Annotated in this window: 19 protein-coding genes and 1 pseudogene; 11 read left to right on the top strand and 9 right to left on the bottom strand. The window is 72.6% G+C overall.

Going from position 1 to position 22,097, the window contains the following annotated elements; translation table 11 throughout:
• Positions 1 to 94 precede the first annotated feature (94 nt).
• The 6 genes and pseudogenes from ABZ887_RS45315 to ABZ887_RS45290 all read left to right on the top strand — a co-directional run.
• A pseudogene (locus ABZ887_RS45315) lies at positions 95 to 304 on the top strand (nitroreductase); the annotation flags it as partial.
• A gap of 166 nt (positions 305 to 470) precedes the next feature.
• Positions 471 to 845 carry a hypothetical protein gene (locus ABZ887_RS45310; protein ID WP_361304387.1) on the top strand — a complete coding sequence of 125 codons (375 nt, stop codon included), beginning with the start codon at positions 471 to 473 and terminating at the stop codon, positions 843 to 845.
• A 223-nt stretch (positions 846 to 1,068) separates the two neighbouring features.
• Positions 1,069 to 2,196, top strand: coding sequence for a Gfo/Idh/MocA family oxidoreductase (locus tag ABZ887_RS45305; RefSeq protein WP_361304375.1), 1,128 nt, complete (start codon positions 1,069 to 1,071; stop codon positions 2,194 to 2,196).
• Positions 2,193 to 3,119, top strand: coding sequence for a PmoA family protein (locus ABZ887_RS45300; RefSeq protein WP_361304372.1), 927 nt, complete (start codon positions 2,193 to 2,195; stop codon positions 3,117 to 3,119). The genes ABZ887_RS45305 and ABZ887_RS45300 overlap by 4 nt, the downstream gene beginning before the upstream one ends.
• Positions 3,116 to 3,901, top strand: a complete 786-nt coding sequence (locus ABZ887_RS45295) for a cupin (RefSeq protein WP_361304384.1) — start codon at positions 3,116 to 3,118, stop codon at positions 3,899 to 3,901. The genes ABZ887_RS45300 and ABZ887_RS45295 overlap by 4 nt, the downstream gene beginning before the upstream one ends.
• A 101-nt stretch (positions 3,902 to 4,002) precedes the next feature.
• Positions 4,003 to 4,899 (top strand): MarR family transcriptional regulator, encoded by an 897-nt coding sequence (locus tag ABZ887_RS45290; protein WP_361304369.1) that lies wholly within the window; start codon positions 4,003 to 4,005, stop codon positions 4,897 to 4,899.
• On the opposite strand, the gene ABZ887_RS45285 is transcribed toward ABZ887_RS45290, so the two are convergent.
• From ABZ887_RS45285 to ppk2, 8 genes are all read right to left on the bottom strand, one after another.
• Complete coding sequence (locus ABZ887_RS45285) at positions 4,882 to 5,265, bottom strand: metalloregulator ArsR/SmtB family transcription factor (RefSeq protein WP_361304366.1); 384 nt, start codon at positions 5,263 to 5,265, stop codon at positions 4,882 to 4,884. The two genes, ABZ887_RS45290 and ABZ887_RS45285, sit on opposite strands and share 18 nt — an antisense overlap.
• A 207-nt stretch (positions 5,266 to 5,472) precedes the next feature.
• Positions 5,473 to 5,847 (bottom strand): hypothetical protein, encoded by a 375-nt coding sequence (locus ABZ887_RS45280; RefSeq protein ID WP_361304363.1) that lies wholly within the window; start codon positions 5,845 to 5,847, stop codon positions 5,473 to 5,475.
• Positions 5,848 to 6,049: 202 nt separating this feature from the next.
• On the bottom strand, positions 6,050 to 7,501 hold the full coding sequence (locus tag ABZ887_RS45275) for an alpha-amylase (protein ID WP_361304360.1): 1,452 nt from the start codon (positions 7,499 to 7,501) through the stop codon (positions 6,050 to 6,052).
• The gene (locus ABZ887_RS45270) at positions 7,498 to 10,185 is read right to left on the bottom strand and encodes a glucosidase (protein WP_361304357.1); all 2,688 of its coding nucleotides are present in this window, start codon (positions 10,183 to 10,185) and stop codon (positions 7,498 to 7,500) included. Before ABZ887_RS45270 ends, ABZ887_RS45275 begins: the two co-directional genes overlap by 4 nt.
• Before the next feature lie 171 nt (positions 10,186 to 10,356).
• Complete coding sequence (locus tag ABZ887_RS45265; RefSeq protein ID WP_361304354.1) at positions 10,357 to 11,058, bottom strand: response regulator transcription factor; 702 nt, start codon at positions 11,056 to 11,058, stop codon at positions 10,357 to 10,359.
• Between the two features lie 183 nt (positions 11,059 to 11,241).
• Positions 11,242 to 11,706 carry a cyclic nucleotide-binding domain-containing protein gene (locus ABZ887_RS45260; RefSeq protein WP_361304351.1) on the bottom strand — a complete coding sequence of 155 codons (465 nt, stop codon included), beginning with the start codon at positions 11,704 to 11,706 and terminating at the stop codon, positions 11,242 to 11,244.
• A 225-nt stretch (positions 11,707 to 11,931) separates the two neighbouring features.
• Positions 11,932 to 13,656, bottom strand: a complete 1,725-nt coding sequence (sulP, locus tag ABZ887_RS45255; RefSeq protein ID WP_361304347.1) for a sulfate permease — start codon at positions 13,654 to 13,656, stop codon at positions 11,932 to 11,934.
• A 344-nt stretch (positions 13,657 to 14,000) separates the two neighbouring features.
• A complete protein-coding gene (ppk2, locus tag ABZ887_RS45250; RefSeq protein WP_361304344.1) occupies positions 14,001 to 14,804 on the bottom strand; it encodes a polyphosphate kinase 2 in 804 nt (267 codons plus the stop codon).
• Between the two features lie 41 nt (positions 14,805 to 14,845).
• Between ppk2 and ABZ887_RS45245 the strand changes: the two genes are divergently transcribed.
• Entirely contained in the window at positions 14,846 to 17,230 is a 2,385-nt protein-coding gene (locus ABZ887_RS45245; protein WP_361304341.1) for a phosphoketolase family protein, read from the top strand.
• A gap of 56 nt (positions 17,231 to 17,286) precedes the next feature.
• On the opposite strand, the gene ABZ887_RS45240 is transcribed toward ABZ887_RS45245, so the two are convergent.
• Positions 17,287 to 17,667: an STAS domain-containing protein gene (locus ABZ887_RS45240; RefSeq protein ID WP_361304338.1), complete on the bottom strand. Its 381-nt coding sequence runs from the start codon at positions 17,665 to 17,667 to the stop codon at positions 17,287 to 17,289.
• A 291-nt stretch (positions 17,668 to 17,958) separates the two neighbouring features.
• Here ABZ887_RS45240 and ABZ887_RS45235 point away from each other — a divergent pair, with 291 nt between their 5' ends.
• From ABZ887_RS45235 to ABZ887_RS45220, 4 genes are all read left to right on the top strand, one after another.
• Positions 17,959 to 18,399, top strand: coding sequence for a pyridoxamine 5'-phosphate oxidase family protein (locus ABZ887_RS45235; protein WP_361304335.1), 441 nt, complete (start codon positions 17,959 to 17,961; stop codon positions 18,397 to 18,399).
• A 351-nt stretch (positions 18,400 to 18,750) separates the two neighbouring features.
• On the top strand, positions 18,751 to 20,496 hold the full coding sequence (locus tag ABZ887_RS45230) for a GAF domain-containing protein (RefSeq protein WP_361304332.1): 1,746 nt from the start codon (positions 18,751 to 18,753) through the stop codon (positions 20,494 to 20,496).
• 168 nt (positions 20,497 to 20,664) lie between these two features.
• Positions 20,665 to 21,354, top strand: a complete 690-nt coding sequence (locus tag ABZ887_RS45225; RefSeq protein ID WP_361304329.1) for a CBS domain-containing protein — start codon at positions 20,665 to 20,667, stop codon at positions 21,352 to 21,354.
• 44 nt (positions 21,355 to 21,398) lie between these two features.
• Positions 21,399 to 22,001: a hypothetical protein gene (locus tag ABZ887_RS45220; protein ID WP_361304326.1), complete on the top strand. Its 603-nt coding sequence runs from the start codon at positions 21,399 to 21,401 to the stop codon at positions 21,999 to 22,001.
• The last annotated feature ends 96 nt before the right edge of the window (positions 22,002 to 22,097 follow it).

Genomic DNA, 22,097 nt, shown 5'->3' with positions numbered 1-22,097 from the left:
GGGCCTTCAGATCCCGGGACGCGAGCGACCCGAGATGACCGCCCACCAGCCGCAAGACCTCCTCGTCCCCGGGCGTGAGCCCTTTGAGCCGGTCCTGTTCTGCTGCATCGACCAGGACCTGGGCCGGCCCCAGTGGTCAGACGCCGGTATGTATCTGCAGGCCGTCATGCTGTTGCTGCGCGCTGAGGGGCTGCACGGCTGCACCCGGATGGCCTGGGTGAAGTTCCACCGGACCGTCGCGGAGATCCTTCGCCCCCGGGCGGGCCGGGCGCCGCTCGACGAGACGGTCACCTTCCTCGACGGCTGGGCGAGGCGCGGCTGCGCCGCGAGGCCCGGCCGAGGCTCGAAGGGCTGCGTCGCGCCGTCCTCCCGCATGGCGCATGTGGCGGCACCATATGTCCGCACCGGCCGCCCCCCCCGCAGGGGGCGGTCTGCGTTGTCACGGATCGCCGCAGCATTCGGTCAATGCGGTGGAGGTGTCGTTCACCCTGGTCAGCCAGACCGTCCAGGGACTGATGGGCATCGCGCCGGACGCCGCGGACCGTACGGTGACCACCCAGTCCCGGCTGCTCTCCGGCATGGACTGGCTCCAGGCGGCGGACGTGCCCATCGGCAAGGACACGATCACCGTCCGGCACGACGGCTCGACGAGGACCATGCTGACCAACAACGCGCGCAGCGGGGCCTACCACTGGGAGGCCCGCTTCCCGGGCGTCCACAAGAAGATCAAGGTCAACGGCGTCCCGCAGCACGTGCGCACCAAGAAGGTGAACGGCGTGACGTACACCTACGCCACGCCGACCGTGAAGGCCGGGGCGACGGTGGTGGTGCAGGTCTCCGGCTGACCCGACCGCCCCTCCCGGTCCGCCGAGCACGCCGGCCGTCCCCTCCGGACGGTCGGCGTCGACGCATGCCCGGACGCGGACAAACAGGCACAGAGCCTTTTCGGGAGCTTCTCCGCGCCATCGCTGCGCGGGGGGTTGTCCTGACATTCCTCCGGACCTAGGGTCGCTCGCAGGGCAAGCGCTTTCCCCTCGTCTTGGTCGCCGGCACTCCCAGGAGGACCGCATGTCCCCCCACCCCGCCCGCCGCCGCGTCGCCGTGATCGGCACCGGCGCGATCGTCAGCGGCAGCCACCTGCCCGCCCTCAGCGCTCATGCCGACCGTGCCGAACTCGTCGCCGCGGTCGACGTCGACCAGGCCCGCCTCGACGCCTTCCGCGAACTCGCCGGAGTCAGCGGCAGCCAGGTCGCCGGGTACACCTCGGTCGACGCCATGCTGGACGCCGTGCGCCCCGACCTCGTCCTGGTCGGCACACCCCCCTCCCTGCACCGCGAGCAGACGGTCGCCGCGCTCACGGCCGGTGCCTGGGTGCTGTGCGAGAAGCCGCTGTGCCTGTCCCTCGCCGAGTACGACGAGATCGCCGCCGCCGAGGAGGCCTCCGGCGGCTACGCCTCCGTCGTCTTCCAGCACCGCCACGGCTCCGGCGCCGTGCACGCCCGCGAGCTGATCACCGGCGGCGCGCTGGGCGCCCCGCTGGTGGCGCACTGCCAGACCACCTGGCACCGGGACGCCGCCTACTACGCCGTCCCGTGGCGCGGCACCTGGGCCGGTGAGGGCGGCGGGCCCACCATGGGCCATGGCATCCACCAGTACGACCTGCTGCTGCACCTGCTCGGCCCGTGGACGGAGATCCGGGCCATGGCGGCCCGCCTGGTCCACGACACGGAGAGCGAGGACGTGTCCACCGCCCTGGTCCGCTTCGCGAACGGCGCGCTCGCCACCGTCGTCAACAGCGTGCTCTCGCCGCAGGAGGTGAGCCGCATCCGGGTCGACTGCGCGGACGCCACCGTCGAGCTCACCCACCTGTACGGCCACCGCAACGAGGACTGGGTCTACACCCCGGCCCCGCACGTCCCCGCCACGCGCGCCGACGCCTGGCGCACCCCCTCGGCCGACGTGCCCAGCTCGCACACCGCCCAGCTCGGCGCCGTCCTCGACGCCCACGACGCGGGCGTACGGCCGCCGGGCAGCGGCCCGGACGCCCGCGCCACCCTCGAATTCGCGGCCGCGCTCTACAAGTCGGCCTTCACGGGCCGCCCCGTGCACGCGGGCGAGATCGGCCCCGGCGACCCCTACTACGCAGCCATGCACGGCGACCACCCCCACTGGGCCCCCACCGAGGAGCGCGCATGAGCATCCGCGTCAGCCACGTCCACGGCGAGCACATCGCGGTCGCGGCACCGGACGGCACCGAGATCCTCCGTTACGTCTACCGCCCCGACCCCGAGGCCTACGAGGCGCGCAAGCCGTACGCCCACCCGGTGCGCACCCTGGCCGGGCGGACCGTCACCGGCTACCGGCCGAGCGACCACCGCTGGCACAAGGGCCTCCAGATGACGGCCAGCCACCTGTCCGGGCAGAACTTCTGGGGCGGCAACACCTACGTCCACGGCCGGGGTTACCAGGTGCTGCCCGAGCGGGTCGGCTCCATGCGGCACGACGGCTTCACCGAGTTCGCCGCCGCGGACGACCGGTTCGCCTGCACCGAGCGGCTGACCTGGGTGGCGAACGGCGGCGCCGAGTGGGCGCGGGAGGTGCGCGGGCTCACCGTCCACTCCGTCGACGAGCGGGCCGGCACGTGGGCGCTCGACTGGTCGATCGATCTCACCAACGTCCGCGACGAGCCGCTGACCTTCGGTTCCCCCACCACCGAAGGCCGCGAGATGGCCGGCTACACCGGACTGCAGTGGCGCGGGCCCCGTGACTTCACCGGCGGCACCGCGTTCGGCCCGGACGCCGTCACCGGCGCCGAGAAGCTGATGGGCACCCAGGGCCCCTGGCTGGCGTACACCAGCGAGCACGACGAGGTGGACGCGCACTCCACGATCGTCTTCGCGCACGCCCCCGAGAACCTCGACGGGCGGACGCCGGTCCACGAGTCGCACTGGTTCGTGCGCGCGGAACCGATCCCCACGGCCGCGTTCTCCTGGGCGTTCTTCGAGGAGTTCGACCTGCCGCCCGGCGAGTCCTTCGCCTACCGCTACCGGATCGTCTTCGCCGACGGCGCCTGGGACGCCGACCGCGTCACCGCCCACCTGGAGGGCCTGCCGTGGTGAACACCCCTGACGGGCCCGCGGCGGCGAACACGCCCAAGCCCGCGCTGCCCCACCCGCTCCCCGGCGCCATCGGCCTGTCCCACCTCAGCGCCTACGACTGGGAGGCCGCCGACGGCGTCTGCGGCGGCAGCCCGCACCTCCACCTGGTGTGCACGGAGGCGTACGTCGTCACCGGCGGCCGGGGTGCCGTGCAGACCCTGAGCCCCGACGGCTACCGGGACATCCCGCTGGAGCCCGGATCCGTCGCCTGGTTCACCCCGGGCACCGTGCACCGCATGGTGCAGGGCGGCGACCTGCGCATCACCGTGCTGATGCAGAACAGCGGGCTGCCGGAAGCCGGGGACGCCGTCTTCACCTTCCCGCCCGAGGTGCTCGCCGTACCGGAGTGGTATGCCTCCTTGGCAACGTTGCCACCCGGTACGGGAGCCGAGGTGGAGGAGGCCGCCCGGCGGCGCCGGGACCTCGCCGTCGAGGGTTATCTCGGACTGCGCGAGGCGCTGGTCGCCGGGGACGACGGCCCGTACGCCGAGTTCCAGCGGGCCGCCGCCCGGCTGGTGCGCGGGAAGGTGCCCCGCTGGCGCGAGCTGTGGCGGGCCGGCGCACTGGCCACCGCCGAGCGCACCGGCGCCCAGCTGGACGCGCTGCAGGCCGGCGAGCCGGCGTACCTCGGCGAGGCCACCGCGCACGAGACCGCGCCCACGCGGCTCGGGGGGTTCGGGATGTGCGGCCGCCGCGACGAGTACAACCTGCCGGGGACGACGCTTCCCTACGGCGGCGAGTAGCAGAGGTTGTGAGGGGGCCGCACGTCGGCTGCGGTTCCGCTTCCGTGGCCCGCTGCTCGCGATGCGGGACACGGGCCCCGAACGGGGCGTAGAAGGGAGCCATGTCAGTATCAGCACCCATGCCGACCCGGGCCGGCGCCGCCCGGGACCTGTGGCGGCTGATCGAGCCGGTCCACGCCGTCGTCTACTTCGCCCCCGAGCCGTTGGAGGAGTTCAGGGCGGCGGGGTACCGCGGTTTCTGGATGGGCTACTTCGCCGGACGGGCCGCTCCCCTGGGCAGTGCCGGAGCCGACGTCGTGCATGCGCTGTTCTACAACTTCGCCCACGAGCGGGTGGGCCGTGCCCTGCCGGCGGCCTGGAGCTTCGCCCCGCCGGACGCGGCCCTCGAAGCACGCGTACGAGGATCGGTGCGTGCGCTGCGCCGGGCACTCGGCCCCGCGGCCGACGGCGCGGAGGTGGCCCGGGCCGCGGAGCTCGCCACGCGGGCCGCCCGGTCGGCTCCCCTCGAAGGCCGGGCGCTCTTCGCCGCCAACCGCTCCCTGCCCGTGCCCGAGGAGCCCCTTGCCCGGCTGTGGCAGGCCGCGACGCTGCTTCGGGAACACCGCGGCGACGGTCACGTCGCGGCTCTGGTCGCCGCCGGGATCGGCGGCCGCGAGTCGCATGTCCTGCACGCGACCGCGAGCGGGATCCCACGCGAGGTCTACGGGCCGGCCCGCGACTTCGACGGAGCGGAGTGGAGGTCGAGGTACGACGCCCTCGAACAGCGAGGACTCCTGGAGGACGGCCGACTGTCCGCACGTGGACGCCGGCTCAAGGACCGCATCGAGGAACGGACCGACCGACTGGCGGCCACCGCCTACGACGCGCTGACCACCGGCGAGACCGAGGAACTCACCCGGCTCCTGCGCCCGCTGACCCACGCAGTGGTGCGCGAGGGCGACATCCCCCTGGACAACCCCATGGGACTCGACCTGCGCGCCTCACTTGACGAGCCGTGAACTCACCGGGTCGCCCGCGGACAGGGGCGAGGCGGACGCGTCGGCCTGCCGTAGCTCGGCGAGCAGCACGTTCTGCCCGCTGAGCAGTTCGGTGAGGATACGGCGGGCGGCGCGCAGGAGGTCGGCGACATCGCCCCCGGCCAGTGCGTAGCTGACGGTGGAACCCTCCCGGATGGACACCACGATGCCGGACCGGCGCAGGACCGCCAGCTGCTGCGAGAGGCTGGACGGCTCGATCTCGATGTCGGCGAGCAGGTCCCGGACCGGCACCGGCCCGTGCTGGAGCAGTTCCAGGACCCTGATCCGCACGGGATGCCCGAGCATGCGGAAGAAGTCCGCCTTGGCCTGGTAGAGGGGGACTTGCATGACCGCTCGCTCTCTGCCGGTCGGGTCGGGAGGGGGTGTCGGGTGCGGCGGCGCCTCGCGGCACCGCCGCACCGGCCCTGTGCAGCCGATCCTTGCCGCCCGGGGCCCTGTGCAGGCATGACTTGGAATCATGCTGATGTGGTCACTTGGTGACTTGAAGAAGTTTTCACATCGTGGGCGCACGGAGCCCCGGACTCGGGATCGCCTCTAGACCTCGAGCTGTTCCTCGACCCGCTTGAGCTGGTGACGGGCCATGGCGAGGTTCGAGCGCTCCTTGTCCAGAACCAGGTAGAGGAACAGCCCGTTCCCGCTACGGCCGGTGATCAGCCGGATGAGGTGGTACTGCCTTTCGAGGGTGATGAGGATGTCCTCGATCCGGCCCTTGAGGCCCAGCTGCTCCATCGTGCGCACCTTGGCCCGGATGACGTCCGTGTTCCCGGCCGCGGCGATCGTCAGATCGAGGTCCTTGCCCCCGCCCAGCGTCCCCAGCGCCATGCCACTGGTGTAGTCGACGACCGCGGCCCCCAGGGCCCCCTCGACCGCGGTCATCATTTCCTTCATCGACACTTCCACGCTCGCCATGACGGCGCCTCCCCTTCGGATGTCGGTTGCGACGGGGCCGGCTCTCGGCGTTCCCGTCCGATGCAGGGACCGTAGGCCGGGGGGAGCGGCGCCGGGGCGGCGTCTCCGTGTCTGACGCATGATGATCGAAGAGCTGCATCCTTCGTTCGTTCGAGTGACGGAAACTGGTGCGAGAGTGGGCGGAGTTGAAGCTCCGTCCCGGCTACCGGGCGAGCGAGAGCAGGTGCCAGCTCCAGGGGTCCAGCGCCACGAACAGACCCGGGTCGGCCAGTTCGTCGCCCTCCCGGTCGTAGGTGCCGCCGTCGAGCAGCCCGGTCAGCCGGCAGGAGTGCCCGCGCAGTCCGTCCCAGGGCAGCGGAACCCGCCCCTGGGCGGGCTGCCCGGAGTAGTTGATCACGACCAGGCAGCGTTTCCGGGCCGTGCTCCAGGACCAGGCGAGCAGGTTGCGGTGGGTGTCGTTGTCAGGCCAGCCGGTGCAGTCCAGCAGTTGCCAGTCGCCGTCGCGCACGGGGGCCACGGCGGCCACCAGGCGGTCGTGGAAGTCGCGCAGGGACGCGTCGGCCGGTTCCTCGGGCCGGCGCGCGAGGAACACGGGCGGGCGGACCCTGCGGCCCTCGAACTGGCCCTCGTGCCAGAGGGTCGCGCCGGGCAGGGTGGCCACGGCCACGGCCGCCGCCCGCTCCTTGCCGCCCGGCAGGACGGCGGCGGCCCGGGGCTCGTCGTGGTTCTCCAGGAACCGGACGAGCCCGCGCTGGTACCCGGGACCGGCCCGCACATGGGCGCGGACGGAGTCGGCGTCCTCGTGGACCAGGCGGTCGTAGAGCCGCTTGTCGTAGCAGTGGTCGAAACCCTGCTGCTGGAGCGCCCGTTCGAGGTCCCAGTACGCCTCCGCGACGAAGAGGAGACCCGGGTGGCGCTCCCGTACCGCGCGGATGACGTACGGCCAGAAGTCCTCGGCGGGGACCTGCCCCGCCCGGTCGCCCCAGGTCTTGGCGAACACGTCGTTCATCGGCAGCATCGCCATGTCGCAGCGCACACCGTCGGCCTGGTCGCCGATCGACACCAGTGTCTCGACCGTCGCCGCCCGGAGCCGCTCGCTGAAGGCGTTCAGCTGGACCACGTCCGGCCAGGGCGGGAAGTACGGGTCGCGGCCGCGCGCGTACACCTGCCCGCCCGCCTCCAGGAACGACTCCGGTGCGCGGGCCAGGTCGTCCGGTGTGCCCCGGACCAGGCAGTCCGGCCGCTCGGTGAGCCAGGGGTGGTCGGGGGCCACGTGGTTGGGGACGTAGTCCAGGACCAGCCGCACCCCGCGCGCGGCGAGTTCGGCCCGGGCCGCGGCCAGCCCCTCCGGACCGCCGAGGGCGTCGTCGACCACGTAGTTCCGGACGCAGTACGGGGACCCGGCGATGTCGGCCTCGGTGAGATCGGGCAGCGCCGCGCGGAAGGAGGCGAGCAATTCCCGGTTGTCCAGGGCGATCCGCAGCCCGGCCGGGCTGCGCTGCCACACACCCATCAGCCACACGGTGTCCACGCCCGGCCGTGCCACCTCGTCCCAGACCTCGCCCGGGACGTCCCCGAGGGTGACCGGCCGCCCGTACCTTCCGCCCAACTCGCCGAGCCACACCAGGGTGTTGATCTCGTAGATCACCGTCATGACAGCGGCTCCTCCCGCAGGGCGCCCCAGTCTCCCGCGCCGACGACATGGAACAGGGTGGCGGTGACCGCGGCGAGCCCGGTCCAGCCGGTCTGGTGGGAGGCGCCGAGGCCTGCGCCGTTGTCGCCGTGGAAGTACTCGTAGAACAGGATCAGGTCCTTCCAGTGCGGGTCCTTGGCGAACTTGGGCTGGGAGCCGTGCACCGGACGGTGGCCGTCGTCGTCGCTCAGGAAGGTCGAGGTGAGCCGGCCGGAGATCTCCCGGGCCACCTCGTACAGGTTCAGCTGCCGGCCGGAACCGGTCGGGCACTCCACGGTGAAGCCGTCACCGTGGTAGGCGTGCAGGTTCAGCAGGGCGCGGACGAGCAGGATGTTGACCGGGAACCACACCGGGCCACGCCAGTTGGAGTTGCCGCCGAACATGCCCGAGTCGGACTCGGCGGGCAGATAGCCGACGCCGTACGTCTCCCCGTGCACCTCGAACGTGTAGGGGTGCGCGGCGTGGTGGCGGGACAGGGAGCGGATGCCGTGCGGGCCGAGGAACTCCTCCTCGTCGAGCATGCGGGACAGGATCCGGCGCAGCCGGTCCTCGTCGAACAGCGCGAACAGATGCCGTCCCGCCGCGCCGGACCCGAGCGAGGGGTGGGAGGCGACCAGCCCCTCGACGGCCGGATGCCGGCGCACGAACTCCCGTGCTCCCTCGACGAGTTCGGGGAACCGCCGGTCGGTCCAGGCGCCCACCACACTGGTCGCGACGAGCGGGATCAGACCGACCAGGGAGCGCACCCGCAGCGGGGTCGCGCTGCCGTCGGGCAGCCGCAGCACGTCGTAGAAGAAGCCGTCCTCCTCGTCCCACAGGCTCACGTTGTCCTTGCCGATGCGGTTCATGGCGACCGCGATCCACGCGAAGTGCTCGAACAGCGTCTGGGCCTGCTCGATGTACACCGGGTTGTCGGCCGCCAGCTCGACCGCGATCTCCAGCAGGTTCTGGCAGTACAGGGCCATCCACGCGGTGCCGTCGGCCTGGTCGAGATGGCCGCCGGTGGGCAGCGGCGCGCTGCGGTCGAAGACCCCGATGTTGTCCAGGCCGAGGAACCCGCCCTGGAAGACGTTGTTGCCGTCGACGTCCTTCCGGTTCAGCCACCAGGAGAGGTTCTTCATCAGCTTCTGGAAGGCGTTCTCCAGGAAGGCGCGGTCACCGCGACCCGTGCGGCGCTTCTCCAGTTCGTAGACGAAGAGGACGGCCCAGGCGTGCACCGGCGGGTTGACGTCGCCGAAGTTCCACTCGTACGCCGGGATCTGGCCGTTGGGATGCAGATACAGGCGGCGCAGCAGCAGCTCCAGCTGCGACTTGGCGAAGCCGATGTCGACCATGGACAGCGCGATGGTGTGGAAGGCGAGGTCCCAGGCCGCGAACCACGGGTACTCCCAGGTGTCCGGCATCGACATGATCTCGTCGTTGACCATGTGGTACCAGGCGCTGTTGCGGACGCGCGGGTCGGCGGCGAGCGGATCGACGCCGTGCTCGGCGAGCCACCGTTCCACGTCGAGGTAGTAGTACTGCTTGCTCCACAGCATCCCGGCCAGAGCCTGCCGCACCAGCCGCCGTTCGTCCGCGCCGAGGCCGTCCGGGACGACCCCCTCGAAGAAGGAGTCGGCCTCGGCCCGGCGCGCGGCCATCACCTGCCCGAACCCGCCCCACGGGTCGGCGAGTTGATCGCATGTCAGGCGCAGCCGGACGGTGGCGCTGCCGCCGGCGGGCACGGTGAGCACCTGGTGGACGGACGCCTTGGTGCCGGCGCGCCCGGGGTTGACGGCGTCCCGCGCGCCGTCGACGACGTACCGGCCGATGCCGTCCTTCACGTACGGGGTGGCGTTGGGGCTGCCGAAGACGCGCTCGTTGTCGGTGTCGTTCTCGGTGAAGAGGGTCTCCGCCCCGCCCTCGAAGTACAGCCGGTGGGTGCCGAGTTCGTCATGCTCGGCGAGGATCGCGCCGTCCGTGTGCCGCAGGCCGGGCACCGCGGTGCCGCCCGCCCACGACCAGGTGTGCCGGAACCACAGTGTCGGCAGCACGTGCAGTGCGGCCTCGTCGGGGCCGCGGTTGTGCGCGGTGATCTCGACGAGCAGGTCCTCGGGACCGGCCTTGGCGTACTCCACGAACACGTCGAAGTAGCGGTCCTCGTCGAAGACACCGGTGTCCAGCAGCTCGTACTCGAAGTCGGAGCGCCCGCGGTCGCGGTTGACGGCCACCAGTTCGTCGTAGGGGAACTCCGCCTGCGGGTACTTGTAGAGGAACTTCATGTACGAATGGGTCGGTGTGCTGTCGAGGTAGAAGTAGTACTCCTTGACGTCTTCGCCGTGGTTGCCCTCGGCGTTGGTGAGGCCGAACATCCGCTCCTTGAGGATCGGGTCGCGGCCGTTCCACAGCGCGAGCGCGAAGCAGAGCCGCTGCTTGTCGTCGCTGACGCCCGCGATGCCGTCCTCGCCCCAGCGGTAGGCACGGGAGCGGGCCTGGTCGTGCGTGAAGTACGACCAGGCGTCGCCGGTGGCGCTGTAGTCCTCGCGGACCGTGCCCCACTGGCGCTCACTGAGATACGGCCCCCACCGCCGCCACGGCACCCGCCCCGCGTCGGCCTCCGCCAGCCGCAGCCGCTCGGCGTCGGCCCCGCCCGCGTTCTCCGTCATCGCACGCCCTCCCTGGACACCTTCACTCGGACTCGGACGTCCCGGACTCGGTCGCCACCATTGTGCGGCGGTCCGCGCCGTCCGAGCCCTCGGCGAGCCGCTTCGCCCGGCCGGCGGGAGTGAGTTCGCGTGTGTCGTGGTGTCCTGGGCCCGGGCTCGGTCCCCGGCGGCCTACTTCGCCGGCCGGCCCCCGGTCTCCGGCTGTTCCAGATGGGAGGCGAGGACCGCGGCCTGGACGCGGCGCTGGACGCCCAGCTTGGCGAGGAGGCGGGAGATGTGGTTCTTGACGGTCTTCTCGGAGAGGTAGAGCTTCCTGCCGATCTCGCGGTTGGTGAGTCCGTCGCCGATGAGGGCGAGGATGTCGCGTTCGCGGGGGGACAGGTCGGCCAGCTCGGGCGGCATGGCCGGGGTCTCGGCCGGGTCGGCGCGCAGCGAGCGCATGAGGCGGGCCGTGGTCGCGGGGTCCAGCATCGACTGGCCCGAGGCGACCGTACGGACCGCCGAGACCAGGTCCGAGCCCTTGATCTGCTTCAGCACGTAGCCGGACGCCCCGGCCATGATCGCGTCCAGCAGGGCGTCCTCGTCGTCGAACGACGTCAGCATGAGGCAGGCCAGGTCGGGCATCTGGTCGCGCAGCTCCCGGCAGACCGTGATGCCGTCGCCGTCGGGCAGCCGGACGTCGAGGACGGCGACGTGCGTGCGCAGCGCGGGGCCGCGGGCGAGGGCGTGCTGGACGGTGCCGGCTTCCCCGACGACCGAGATGTCGGGCTCCGCGTCGAGGAGGTCCGTCAGGCCACGCCGGACGACCTCGTGGTCGTCCACCAGGAACACACGGATCGGGTCCTGCTCCGAGAAGGTGCGTGGCTCTGCCATGACGTCCCCTTGTCCCCGGTTTTCCGGCTGTTCCCGGACGGAGGGCAGACCGCGGGCCGCCCCATGAGGATCATTGTCCGCCAGGGCCGGCTGTACTAGGGCCGACCGGCCCCACTTGCCCCCCGGTGAGACCGAACGCCGGATCCCATCCTGGTTCGATTCCCACGTCCGCCCCCCCGCTCGTCAGACGCTCGCCCCGGCGCCGTACGGGGCGTACAGGTCCAGCAGCCGTTTGCGGGCCGCGCGCAGGCGGTGCGCGAGCACCTGGCCCACCCACTGGCTGACCGCGTTGCCCAGCACCGGATCCTCCCGGCACAGGGCCAGGACGGTCGCGGCGTCGAACTCGTAGGCGCGTACGGGCGTGGTGGCCTCGGCGCCCAGGTGCCACACGGGGGGTGCGAACAGCCAGGACCAGCCGACCAGTTCGTTGTGTCCGAGGCTCTCGATGACGGCGGCCCGGCGGCCCGGGACGCGCATGTCGAGTTCGACGCGGCCGGTCCGGATGAGCCAGAACCGGTCGGCATGGCCGCCTTCCTCGAAGAGCCTGGTTCCCGGCGTGAAGGAGACCTCCCGGGCATGGCGCATCAGCTGCCGCTGCTGGTCGGCCGGCAGGGCGCGCAGCATGCTCAGGGTCGGCGGGGCGTTCATGGCAGCCTCCCGGGACGGGACGGGACGTGTGACGGGATCTGTGGACGAGCCGGCACTGTCAGGGTGCGGCGCCGGCGCCGGACCGGCCATGGGCCGAGCGGCCCGTCGGCCCGGGACCTTCGGTAAGTGCCCGGGACCTTCGGTACTGCCCGGCCCGGGACCGTCGGTACGTCGCCGGCCCCGGACCGTCGCTTCGGTGGTACGCGCCCGGCGCTGCCCCCGGGTCTACTGCCCCGGCTGCGCCGCCAGCCACGCGCGGTACGCCGTCACCGCCGTCGGCAGGGTCGGGAAGATGCGGTCGTGGCCGACCGCGTCCGCGAGGCCGTACGTCTCCAGGCTGTCCAGCAGGTCCTGCTTCACCCGGGCCAGGGCGAACACGACGCCGCGCGCGGTCAGCTCGCGGCGGAGGGCCTCGACCGCGTCGAGGGCGGTGATGTCCACCTCCACGTTGGCCTCGGTGTTGAGCACGAACCAGCGGACGGGCCCGGTCTGCTCGTCGACGGCGGCCAGGGCCCGGCGGTGGAAGTTCTCGGCGTTGGCGAAGAACAGGGGCGAGTCGTAGCGGTAGACCAGGAGCCCCGGGATCGTCCGGGCGGTCGGGTAGTCGTCGATGTCGTGCATACCGGCCACGCCCGGCACCAGGCCCTCGACAGCGTCGTGCGGGCGCGCCACCCGGGTCAGCAGTTCGGCCACCGACAGGCCGACGGCGACCAGCACGCCGTACAGGATGTCCAGGGCGAGCACCCCGGCCAGGCAGCCGAGCGCGAGGAACAGCTCGCGGCGACGGAAGGCGGCCAGACGGCGGAAACCCGCGAGGTCGGTCATGCGCGTCGCCGCGTAGACGACCAGCGCACCCAGCACCGCGACGGGCGTCCGGGTGAGGAGCGGGCTGAGGAAGAGCAGGACCGCGAGCACCAGGGCGCCGGCGACCAGGGAGTACGCCTGGCTGCGGGCCCCGGCCGAGGTGGCCAGCGCGGTGCGGCTGGCGCTGCTGCTCACCGGGAAGCCGTGCAGGACGCTCGACCCGAGGTTGGCCGCGCCGAGGGCCAGGAACTCCTGGTCGGCGTCGAGCCCGGGGCCGTCGCCGGGACCCCGGCCGGCGAACGCGCGGGCCGTGAGGATGAAGTCCGTGTACGCCACCAGGAGGACACCGAGCGCGGGCAGGACCAGGCGCGGCACCTCGGTCAGGTCCGGCAGGGCGAGGCCGGGCACGCCCGCCGGGACCGTGCCGATGACCCGGATGCCGTGACGGCCGTCGAGGTCGAACGCCACCACGGCCGCCGTGCCCAGGACCACGGCCAGCAGCGGGCCGGGGAGCGCCCGGAAGTACCGCGTGACGACCAGGAGGAAGAGCAGCGTCGCCGCCGCGAAGACCACGGTCGCCGGCCGTGCCTCGCCCACGTGCGTGAAGAACGACCAGAGCTGGGGGAAGAACTCGGTGCCCGTCGCCGGTACCCCGGTGAGTTTGGGCAGCTGGTCCACCACCATGATCAGGGCCACGCCGGCCAGGTAGCCGATCAGGACGGGGCGGGAGAGCAGGTCCGCCAGAAAGCCCAGGCGGACCGCCCGCGCGATCACGCAGAGCAGGCCGACCGCGGCGGCGAGGGCGGCCGCCAGCACGGCGTACCGGCCGGGGTCACCGGCGGCGAGCGGGGCCACCACCGTGGCCGTCATCAGCGCGGTCGTCGACTCCGGGCCGACCGACAGCAGCCGCGAGGAGCCGAACACCGTGTACAGGGCCAGGGCGGGCAGGATCGCCCACAGGCCGGCGACCGGGGGCAGCCCGGCCACCCCGGCGTACGCCATCACCTGCGGCACCAGGTACGCGGCGACCGTCACCCCGGCCAGCAGGTCGCCCCTCAGCCAGGCACGCCGGTAGCCGAGCAGCGAGACGAGTCCGGGCGCGAGCCGGTGCCACCCCCGGGGACCGCCGCCTCTGCCGTGGGTCATGCGCCGCCTCTCGTCCGGTGGTCCCAGCATCCATCGGTCCTCGGCGGACCGCGCTGCACACGCCGTGCGCACGTCCAACAGGCCCCGAGGACAGGGCCGTTCAGCCCAACGGGCAGCGACCTTCGGCATCCGGCGCGAGCGTGCCCGCCCCGTCAGAGTGGGCGGTGCCGGCAGTCGTACCCACCGTCTCCGACGCCCCGACCAGGAGTCGTACGCACCGTCCCCGACGCCCCGAAGGGATCATCGTCATGGCCGTGTCCGAGCCCCCGCAGCGGAGCTCCGGCCTGCGCCCGCCCTCCGCCGGCCGGCCCCGGACCGTCGCCGTGACCGTGGTGAGCGGCTGCTCAGAGGCTCGCCGCGTGGTCGGGGACGTAGGTCTGCAGATCCCGCGGCGGGCGTTGGTAGCCGGTCGACGGCGGCCGCTTCGGGAGTTCCAGCACCGGCGGCGGCACGTCGTGGTAGGGCACCGTGGACAGCAGGTGGGCCATCATGTTCAGCCGGGCCCGGCGCTTGTCGTCGCTCTCCACGATGTACCAGGGCGCCTCGGTGACGTCGGTGTGGATCAGCATCTCGTCCTTGGCCCGGGAGTAGGCCTCCCAGTGGGTGATCGACTCCAGGTCCATCGGCGAGAGCTTCCAGCGCCGCAGCGGATCGTCGAGGCGCTTGCGGAACCGCTCCTGCTGCTCGGTGTCGCTCACCGAGAACCAGTACTTGCGCAGCAGGATCCCGGACTCCACCAGCATCCGCTCGAAGATCGGGCAGTGCCGCAGGAAGAGCTGGTACTCCTCCCGCGTACAGAAGCCCATCACATGCTCGACACCGGCCCGGTTGTACCAGGACCGGTCGAACAGCACGATCTCCCCGGCCGCCGGGAGATGCTCCGCGTACCGCTGGAAGTACCACTGGGTGCGCTCGCGCTCGGTGGGTTTCGGCAGCGCCGCGATCCGGGCGCTCCGCGGATTGAGGTGCTCGGTCACCCGTTTGATCGTGCCGCCTTTGCCGGCCGCGTCCCGTCCCTCGAAGATCACTACAAGGCGGGCGCCCGTGGCCCGCACCCACTCCTGCAGCTTCACCAACTCGGTCTGCAAGCGGAGCAGTTCCGCCTCGTACGCCTTGCGCGGCAGCTCCGCCGCCTGCTTGCCGGCCATGCCGCCTCCACCGCCCGATGACCTACCCATGGAGCCATCCGATGTCCAAGGTCGAACACCAGGACGCCACCGTACTGTCCGATGAGGAACTGCGCACCCTGGACGCGCACTGGCGTGCTGCCAACTACCTGGCGGCGGGCCAGATCTACCTGATGTCCAACCCGCTGCTGACCGAGCCGCTGCGCCCGGAGCACGTCAAGCCGCGGCTGCTGGGCCACTGGGGCACCTCACCGGGCCTGAACCTCGTGTACACGCACCTCAACCGGGTGATCAGGGCGCGCGGGCTGGACGCGTTGTGCGTGTGGGGGCCGGGGCACGGCGGTCCGTCCGTGCTGGCGAACTCCTGGCTGGAGGGCAGCTACGGCGAGACCTACCCGGACGTCTCCCGGGACGCGGCGGGGATGGGCCGGCTGTTCCGGCAGTTCTCCTTCCCCGGCGGGGTGCCCAGCCACGTGGCGCCCGAGACGCCGGGCTCCATCCACGAGGGCGGTGAGCTGGGCTACTCCCTCGCGCACGCCTACGGCGCCGCCCTGGACCACCCGGATCTGCTGGTCGCCTGTGTGGTCGGGGACGGTGAGGCGGAGACCGGGCCGCTGGCCGCCTCCTGGCACTCGAACAAGTTCCTGGACCCGGTCCACGACGGTGCGGTCCTGCCGATTCTCCACCTCAACGGCTACAAGATCGCCAACCCGACGGTGCTGTCCCGGCTGCCGGAGGCGGAACTGGACGCGCTGCTGCGCGGCTACGGTCACGAGCCGATCCACGTCACGGGCGACGACCCGCGCGAGGTGCACCGGGCCATGGCGGCGGCGATGGACACCGCACTGGACCGGATCGCCGTGATGCAGCGCTCGGCGCGCGAGGAGGGGGTGACCGAGCGCGTGCACTGGCCGGTGATCGTGCTGCGGACGCCCAAGGGCTGGACCGGTCCGGCCGAGGTGGACGGCGTTCCCGTCGAGGGCACCTGGCGGGCCCATCAGGTGCCGCTGGCCGGGGTCCGGGAGAACCCGGAGCACCTGCGGCAGCTGGAGGCGTGGCTGCGGTCGTACCGGCCCGAGGAGCTCTTCGGCCCCGACGGCCGTCCCGTTGCCGACGTGCTCGCCTGTGTCCCCGACGGCGCGAGGCGTCTCGGCGCGTCGCCGTACGCCAACGGCGGTCTGCTCGTCCGCGACCTGCCCCTGGCGGACCTCGACGAGTTCGCCGTGCCGGTCGAGAAGCCGGGCGCGACCCTGCACGAACCCACCCGGGTCCTGGGCGACTTCCTCGCCCGGGTCATGAAGGACACCGGGCAGCGCAGGGACTTCCGGCTGGTCGGACCCGACGAGACCGCCTCCAACCGGCTCCAGGCCGTCTTCGACGTCAGCGGCAAGGCCTGGCAGGCCGAGCGGCTCCCGGTCGACGAACACCTCGAACACCACGGCCGGGTGATGGAGATCCTCTCCGAACACCTCTGCCAGGGCTGGCTGGAGGGCTATCTCCTCACCGGCCGGCACGGGCTGTTCTCCTGCTACGAGGCGTTCGTGCACATCGTCGACTCGATGGTCAACCAGCACATCAAGTGGCTGAAGACATCAAGGGAGCTGGCCTGGCGGGCCCCCATCGCCTCCCTCAACTACCTGCTCACGTCCCATGTGTGGCGGCAGGACCACAACGGGTTCTCGCACCAGGACCCCGGTTTCGTCGACCACGTCCTCAACAAGAGCCCCGAGGTCGTCCGCGTCTACCTGCCGCCGGACGCCAACACCCTGCTCTCGGTGGCGGATCACGCGTTGCGCAGCCGCGACTACGTGAATGTGATCGTGGCCGGCAAGCAGCCCTGCTTCGACTGGCTCTCCATGGACCAGGCCCGCGTCCACTGCGCGCGCGGCGCCGGGATCTGGGAGTGGGCGGGGACGGAGAACGGCTCCCGTGAACCCGACGTCGTGCTCGCGTGCGCCGGTGACGTGCCCACCCAGGAGATCCTGGCCGCCGCGCAGCTGCTGCGCCGGCATCTGCCGCAGCTGGCCGTGCGGGTGGTGAACGTCGTCGACATGACGAGGCTGCTCCCGAAGGGCGAGCACCCGCACGGCATGAGCGACTTCGAGTACGACGGCCTGTTCACCACCGACAAGCCGGTGATCTTCGCCTACCACGGGTATCCCTGGCTGATCCACCGCCTCGCCTACCGGCGCACCGGCCACCAGAACCTGCACGTGCGCGGCTACAAGGAGTCGGGGACCACGACCACCCCGTTCGACATGGTCGTCCGCAACGACCTGGACCGCTACCGCCTGGTCATGGACGTCATCGACCGCGTCCCCGGTCTCGCCGTCCGCGCCGCCGCCGTGCGCCAGCAGATGGCCGACGCGCGCACCCGCCACCAGGCCTGGATCCGCGCCCACGGCACCGACCTGCCCGAGGTCGCCGACTGGACCTGGACCGGCTGACCGCCGGGCCGCCGGCCGCCGGCCCCGTGCGGCCGCCGGCCCCGGGCGGGGCACGGTCAGACGACCGCTCCCGGCGCGTCCTTGCCGGCGAGGGCCTCGGCGAGGCCGGGATACAGCTCGAAGGTGTCGCCCAGCCCCGTGCAGCGCAGCAGCCGGGGGAAGCCGTCGTCCGGTGTGACCAGGCGCAGTCTGCCGACGCGGTACCGGACCCGGTTGCCGGCCCGGCACAGGAGGCTGAGGCCGGAGCAGTCGATGAACGAGACGGGACTCAGATCGAGCACCAGATCCGGCTCCGCACCGGACGTCAGTCGGTCGAGGGCCGCGGAGAGCGCCGGAATCGCCAGGAGGTCGAGTTCGCCGTGCAGGGTGACGACGGTGGCGCCGCCGTCGGTACGGGTCGTGCGGTAGGTCGCGGACCTCGGGTGGTTGTCGGCCATGGACAGAGCGAAGTCCAGCCCGCGGGTCACGCGGAAGGGCCGTTCGGCCCCCCTCGGTTCCCCGGTGGCAGACCCGATCGACCCGTCCCGCCCCGTCCTGGCGCGCGGTCCCGCCCCGTCCGCGCGTGCGGTCCCGCCCCGTCCCGGCGTACGAGGGCCCGTCCGGCGGGCGACCGGGGCCGGACGGCCCAAGCGCATCCCGCAGGGCCGGGACAGGCTGGAGCTGCGGGGTGGCACCGACGTCGTACCTCCAGCGGGACGACGCGAGAGACCTGGGAGACGGGACGGCCGATGTATGCCAACGACGGATTCCGCGAACTCGACCGGCGGGAGTGCCTGAGACTGCTCGCCGGGGTGCCGGTCGGCCGAATCGTCCACACACGCGGGGCGCTGCCGGCCGTGCTGCCCGTCAACTTCGGTCTGGACCGGGACGGAGCGGTGGTGCTGCGCACGTCCGCGGCCTCGGAGCTGGTGCGGGCCATCGACGGCTCCGTCGTCGCCTTCGAGGCCGACGAGGTCGACGCCGTCGCGCACGCCGGCTGGAGCGTCGTCGTGACCGGCCGCGCGACCGTGGTCGACGACCCCGTCGAACACGAACGGCTCGTCCGGGACGGCCCCACGTCCTGGGTGTCCTCCCCCCGGGAGGTCTTCGTCCGCATCGAGCCGGAGCTGGTCACCGGACGCGAACTGACCGGCGGCCGGACCCTGTACGGCCTGGATCCCATCTCCTGACCCTCCGCACCCTCCGCCGCACCCCGAGCCGGACCAGGTGACGGCGGGTTCGAGCGGACCGGTGACACGGGCGGAGCGACACCGCGGGGGACCGGTGCCGCTCCTCGGCCCAGTCTCTCCCCGCCCCTGCCCCGGAGCAGGTGCCGATGGTCACCTGTCGGGGGCAGCTCGGCCCTTGCGCCACGGCCGACGCACCGGTTACGGATGCCCCGCTCCGGGCCGGGCGACGCCGGGTGCTCCGGGGGCGACCGTGACTTGCCGGATCGGGGTGCCCGGTGCGGTCGGTGCCCACTACGGTGGGCTTTGACCGGACCTGCCGGTGTGTGAGTCGACGGGATCGGGAGGAGTGCGGTGGAGAGCCATGAGGCGGCCCGGGTGCGGTTGCCGCAGCTCAGGCTGGACGAGTTGCTGGAGGAGCTGCAGGCCCGGCTGGACGCCGCGCGCGGCACCCGGGACCGTGTGCACAGCCTGCTGGAGGCGGTGCTCTCGGTCGGCCGGGAACTCGACCTGGAGCAGGCTCTGCGCAGCATCGTGGAGGCGGCGGCCGTGCTGGTCGACGCCGAGTACGGGGCCCTCGGCGTGATCGGGCCCGACGGCAGGCGGCTGTCGGCCTTCCACACCGTTGGCGTCACCGAGGAGGAGATCGCCCGGATCGGGCCCTTCCCGGAGGGCCACGGCATCCTCGGCGAGCTGATCCGCCACCCCGAGCCGCTGCGCCTGACCAAGCTCTCCGAGCATCCGGCCTCGTACGGCTTCCCGCCGAACCACCCGCCGATGAACACCTTCCTCGGCGTCCCGATCCGCGTCCGCGACCAGGTCTTCGGCAACCTCTACCTCACCGAGAAACGGGGCGGCGGCCAGTTCGACGAGGAGGACGTGTCGGTGACGTCGACGCTGGCCGTGGCGGCCGGCGTGGCGATCGACAACGCCCGGCTGTACGAGGAGTCACGGCTGCGCGAGCGCTGGCTGCGGGCGAGCGCGGAGATCAGCCACAGCCTGATGTCCGGCAGCGCGAGCGCCGAGGCCCTCGGGCTGATCGCCGAGCAGGCCAGGGAGATCACCGGCTCGGCGCTGGCCGCCGTCGCGACCCCGATGGCGGACACCGACTCGCTCACCGTGGAGATCGCCGTCGGCATGGACGCGGACGCCCACCGCGGGCTGGTGCTGGCCATGGACAGGACCCTGATGGGCCTGGCGTTCGCCGAGGGCGCGGCGGTGACCAGCATGGACGTCACCCAGGACGAGCGGGTCACGCCCGAGCCGCCGCGCTTCGGCGGACTCGGCCCGGCGGTGGCCATCCCCATCGGCACGGGCGGGACGGGGGTGCGCGGTGTGGTGCTGCTGGCCCGTGAGGCGGGGCAGCCGCCGTTCACCGCGAAGGAGACCGAGCCGCTCCAGGTCTTCGCGGCCCAGGCGGCCATCGCGATGGAGCTGGCGGAACGGCGGCGGGACGCCGAGGAGATCGCGGTGCTGAAGGACCGCGACCGGATCGCCCGGGACCTGCACGACCTGGCGATCCAGCGGCTGTTCGCCACCGGGATGACCCTGCAGAGCGCCGGGCGTTTCATCGAGCACTCGGAGGCGTCCGAGCGGGTGCTGCGCGCCGTGGACGACCTGGACGAGACCATCAAGATCATCAGGTCGACCATCTTCGGGCTGCGGACCCGGGAGGGCGGCGCCGGCGCCGGGCTGCGGGCGCGCGCGGTGCAGGTGGCGGGCGAGGCGGCCCCGGCGCTCGGGTTCGCGCCGAGCGTCCGCATGGAGGGGCTGATCGACACCGACGTGCCCAAGGAGATCGCCGACCACGCGGTCGCCGTCCTCTCCGAGGCCCTGACCAACATCGCCCGCCACGCCCGCGCCGACCGCACGGAGATCGTCCTGGTGACCGACGGCCGGGAACTGGTCCTCACCGTCCGGGACAACGGCGTCGGGATCCCGGCCGACGGCCGCCGCAGCGGGCTGCGCAACATGGCGGAGCGGGCGGCGGAACTCGGCGGCCGACTGGAGTGGACCTGCCGCGGAGGTCCGGAGGGGTCCCGGGGTCCGCAGGGCGGCGGTACGACGCTGGTGTGGCGGGTGCCGGTGACGAGGCCGTAGCGTCGAACTGCCCGCGCTGTCCGGCTCGCCGCCCCGGCCGCCCGGCCCGGGAGGACCGGCCCCGGGAGGGCCGGAACCGGGAACGGGACCGTTCGGCCTATGCCCGCAGGGCACGGATGAACGATTCTGGGGGTGTCGGACCACGGCAGCCGAACCCTGGAGGTCGCCATGACCGGCACTCCACACGTCGTGAACGACGTGATGACCCACACCGTCCTCGCCCTGCGCCGCGGCGCGCCCTTCAAGGACGTCGTGAAGGCCATGCAGCGGTGGCAGGTGAGCGCGGCCCCCGTCCTCGACGACGACGGCCGTGTCGTCGGCGTCGTCTCGGAGGCCGACCTGCTGCGCAAGGAGCAGGCCCGCGCCGACGACCCCGGCCCCCGGCCCGGCTCCGAGGGGACCAAGACGACGGCGGTCACCGCCGGGGAGCTGATGACCGTCCCCGCCGTCACCGTCCACCCCGAGGCCCCGCTGCCCGAGGCCGCCCGCACGATGGCCCGGCACGGCGTCAAACGGCTTCCGGTGGTCGACGCGGACGGCCTGTTGCGGGGCGTCGTGAGCCGAGCCGACCTGCTGAAGGTGTTCCTGCGGGACGACGAGGACATCGCCGAGGAGATCCGGCACGACATCGTCCCGCACCTCTTCCCCGACTCGGCCGAACCGGTGCGCGTGCGGGTCCGCGACGGCGTCGTCACCCTCTCCGGCCGCGTCCCGGACACCGCACTGGTGCCGGTGGCCGTCGGGTGGGTGCGGGGCGTGGACGGCGTGGTCGCCGTGGACTGCGCGCTCGCGGGTCCGCCCCGCCGCCCGGACCTGGACCCCGACCTCCCCGACACGGAACACGCTCGACCGGCCTGAGCCGGGCCGCCCACGACGGCACGCCCCGGAAGGAGGCGCCGGACATGACCAGGACGCGTCGCGTACGCGCGGCCAGGAGACCGTTCTGGCGCTGGCGGCGCAATCCGCTGCGGCGCCACAGCGACGTCGTGGAAGCCTGGATCGTGCTCGCCGTCTGGACCCTGGCCCTCCTCGGCGGGCTGCTCGCCGGAGGGGCGGCCGGCGCGGCCGTGCACCGGAGCTTCACCGACCGGAGCGCCGCCACCCACCCGGTGTCGGCCCGGCTGACCGAGAACGCGGCGGACGGCCCACCCGTCATCGCCGGCTACGACGTGGGCAAGGCGTGGGTCACCGTGCGCTGGACGGCCGCGGACGGCTCCACCCGCACCGGCCTGGCCAAGGCCGTGCCCACGGCCAAGGCGGGCAGCCCGCTGCAGGTCTGGGTGGACCGTGGTGGCCGGCTGGTCGGTCCGCCGCCGAGCCGGGCCGAGGTCACCTGCGAATCCCTCGCGACCGCCGTCCTCGTGGCCCCGGTCGTCGCCACCGCGGTGTGGGGCGGCGGATGGGTGGTCCGCCGGCAGCTGCTACGGCGCCGCCTCGCCGAATGGGACGCGGAATGGCGGCAGATCGGGCCCCAGTGGCGGAACTTCAGCGGCGGCAAGGGATGACGGACGCCGGAGTACCGCGGTCGCGGTACCGGTATCTGCCGCGTCCGGGCGACGAGCGGGCCGCGGAGTACTGCCTAGTCTGTCGCCATGAAGAGC

The organism is Streptomyces sp. NPDC047061, from assembly GCF_040643955.1.
In the GTDB taxonomy this organism is placed as follows: Bacteria; Actinomycetota; Actinomycetes; order Streptomycetales; family Streptomycetaceae; genus Streptomyces.
Note: the sequence above shows the minus strand (reverse complement) of the source record. Positions and strands in the feature narration are given on the sequence as shown.

Bases quoted from the DNA above. Each gene is read 5' to 3' on its own strand.
- sulP (WP_361304347.1), bottom strand. From the start codon at position 13,656: ATGACCCACGGCAGAGGCGGCGGTCCCCGGGGGTGGCACCGGCTCGCG.
- ABZ887_RS45220 (WP_361304326.1), top strand. From the start codon at position 21,399: ATGACCAGGACGCGTCGCGTACGCGCGGCCAGGAGACCGTTCTGGCGC.
- ABZ887_RS45280 (WP_361304363.1), bottom strand. From the start codon at position 5,847: ATGGCGAGCGTGGAAGTGTCGATGAAGGAAATGATGACCGCGGTCGAG.
- ABZ887_RS45265 (WP_361304354.1), bottom strand. From the start codon at position 11,058: ATGGCAGAGCCACGCACCTTCTCGGAGCAGGACCCGATCCGTGTGTTC.
- ABZ887_RS45290 (WP_361304369.1), top strand. From the start codon at position 4,003: ATGTCAGTATCAGCACCCATGCCGACCCGGGCCGGCGCCGCCCGGGAC.
- ABZ887_RS45235 (WP_361304335.1), top strand. From the start codon at position 17,959: ATGTATGCCAACGACGGATTCCGCGAACTCGACCGGCGGGAGTGCCTG.
- ABZ887_RS45275 (WP_361304360.1), bottom strand. From the start codon at position 7,501: ATGACGGTGATCTACGAGATCAACACCCTGGTGTGGCTCGGCGAGTTG.
- ABZ887_RS45285 (WP_361304366.1), bottom strand. From the start codon at position 5,265: ATGCAAGTCCCCCTCTACCAGGCCAAGGCGGACTTCTTCCGCATGCTC.
- ABZ887_RS45260 (WP_361304351.1), bottom strand. From the start codon at position 11,706: ATGAACGCCCCGCCGACCCTGAGCATGCTGCGCGCCCTGCCGGCCGAC.
- ABZ887_RS45300 (WP_361304372.1), top strand. From the start codon at position 2,193: ATGAGCATCCGCGTCAGCCACGTCCACGGCGAGCACATCGCGGTCGCG.
- ABZ887_RS45225 (WP_361304329.1), top strand. From the start codon at position 20,665: ATGACCGGCACTCCACACGTCGTGAACGACGTGATGACCCACACCGTC.
- ABZ887_RS45240 (WP_361304338.1), bottom strand. From the start codon at position 17,667: ATGGCCGACAACCACCCGAGGTCCGCGACCTACCGCACGACCCGTACC.
- ABZ887_RS45305 (WP_361304375.1), top strand. From the start codon at position 1,069: ATGTCCCCCCACCCCGCCCGCCGCCGCGTCGCCGTGATCGGCACCGGC.
- ABZ887_RS45270 (WP_361304357.1), bottom strand. From the start codon at position 10,185: ATGACGGAGAACGCGGGCGGGGCCGACGCCGAGCGGCTGCGGCTGGCG.
- ABZ887_RS45245 (WP_361304341.1), top strand. From the start codon at position 14,846: ATGTCCAAGGTCGAACACCAGGACGCCACCGTACTGTCCGATGAGGAA.
- ppk2 (WP_361304344.1), bottom strand. From the start codon at position 14,804: ATGGCCGGCAAGCAGGCGGCGGAGCTGCCGCGCAAGGCGTACGAGGCG.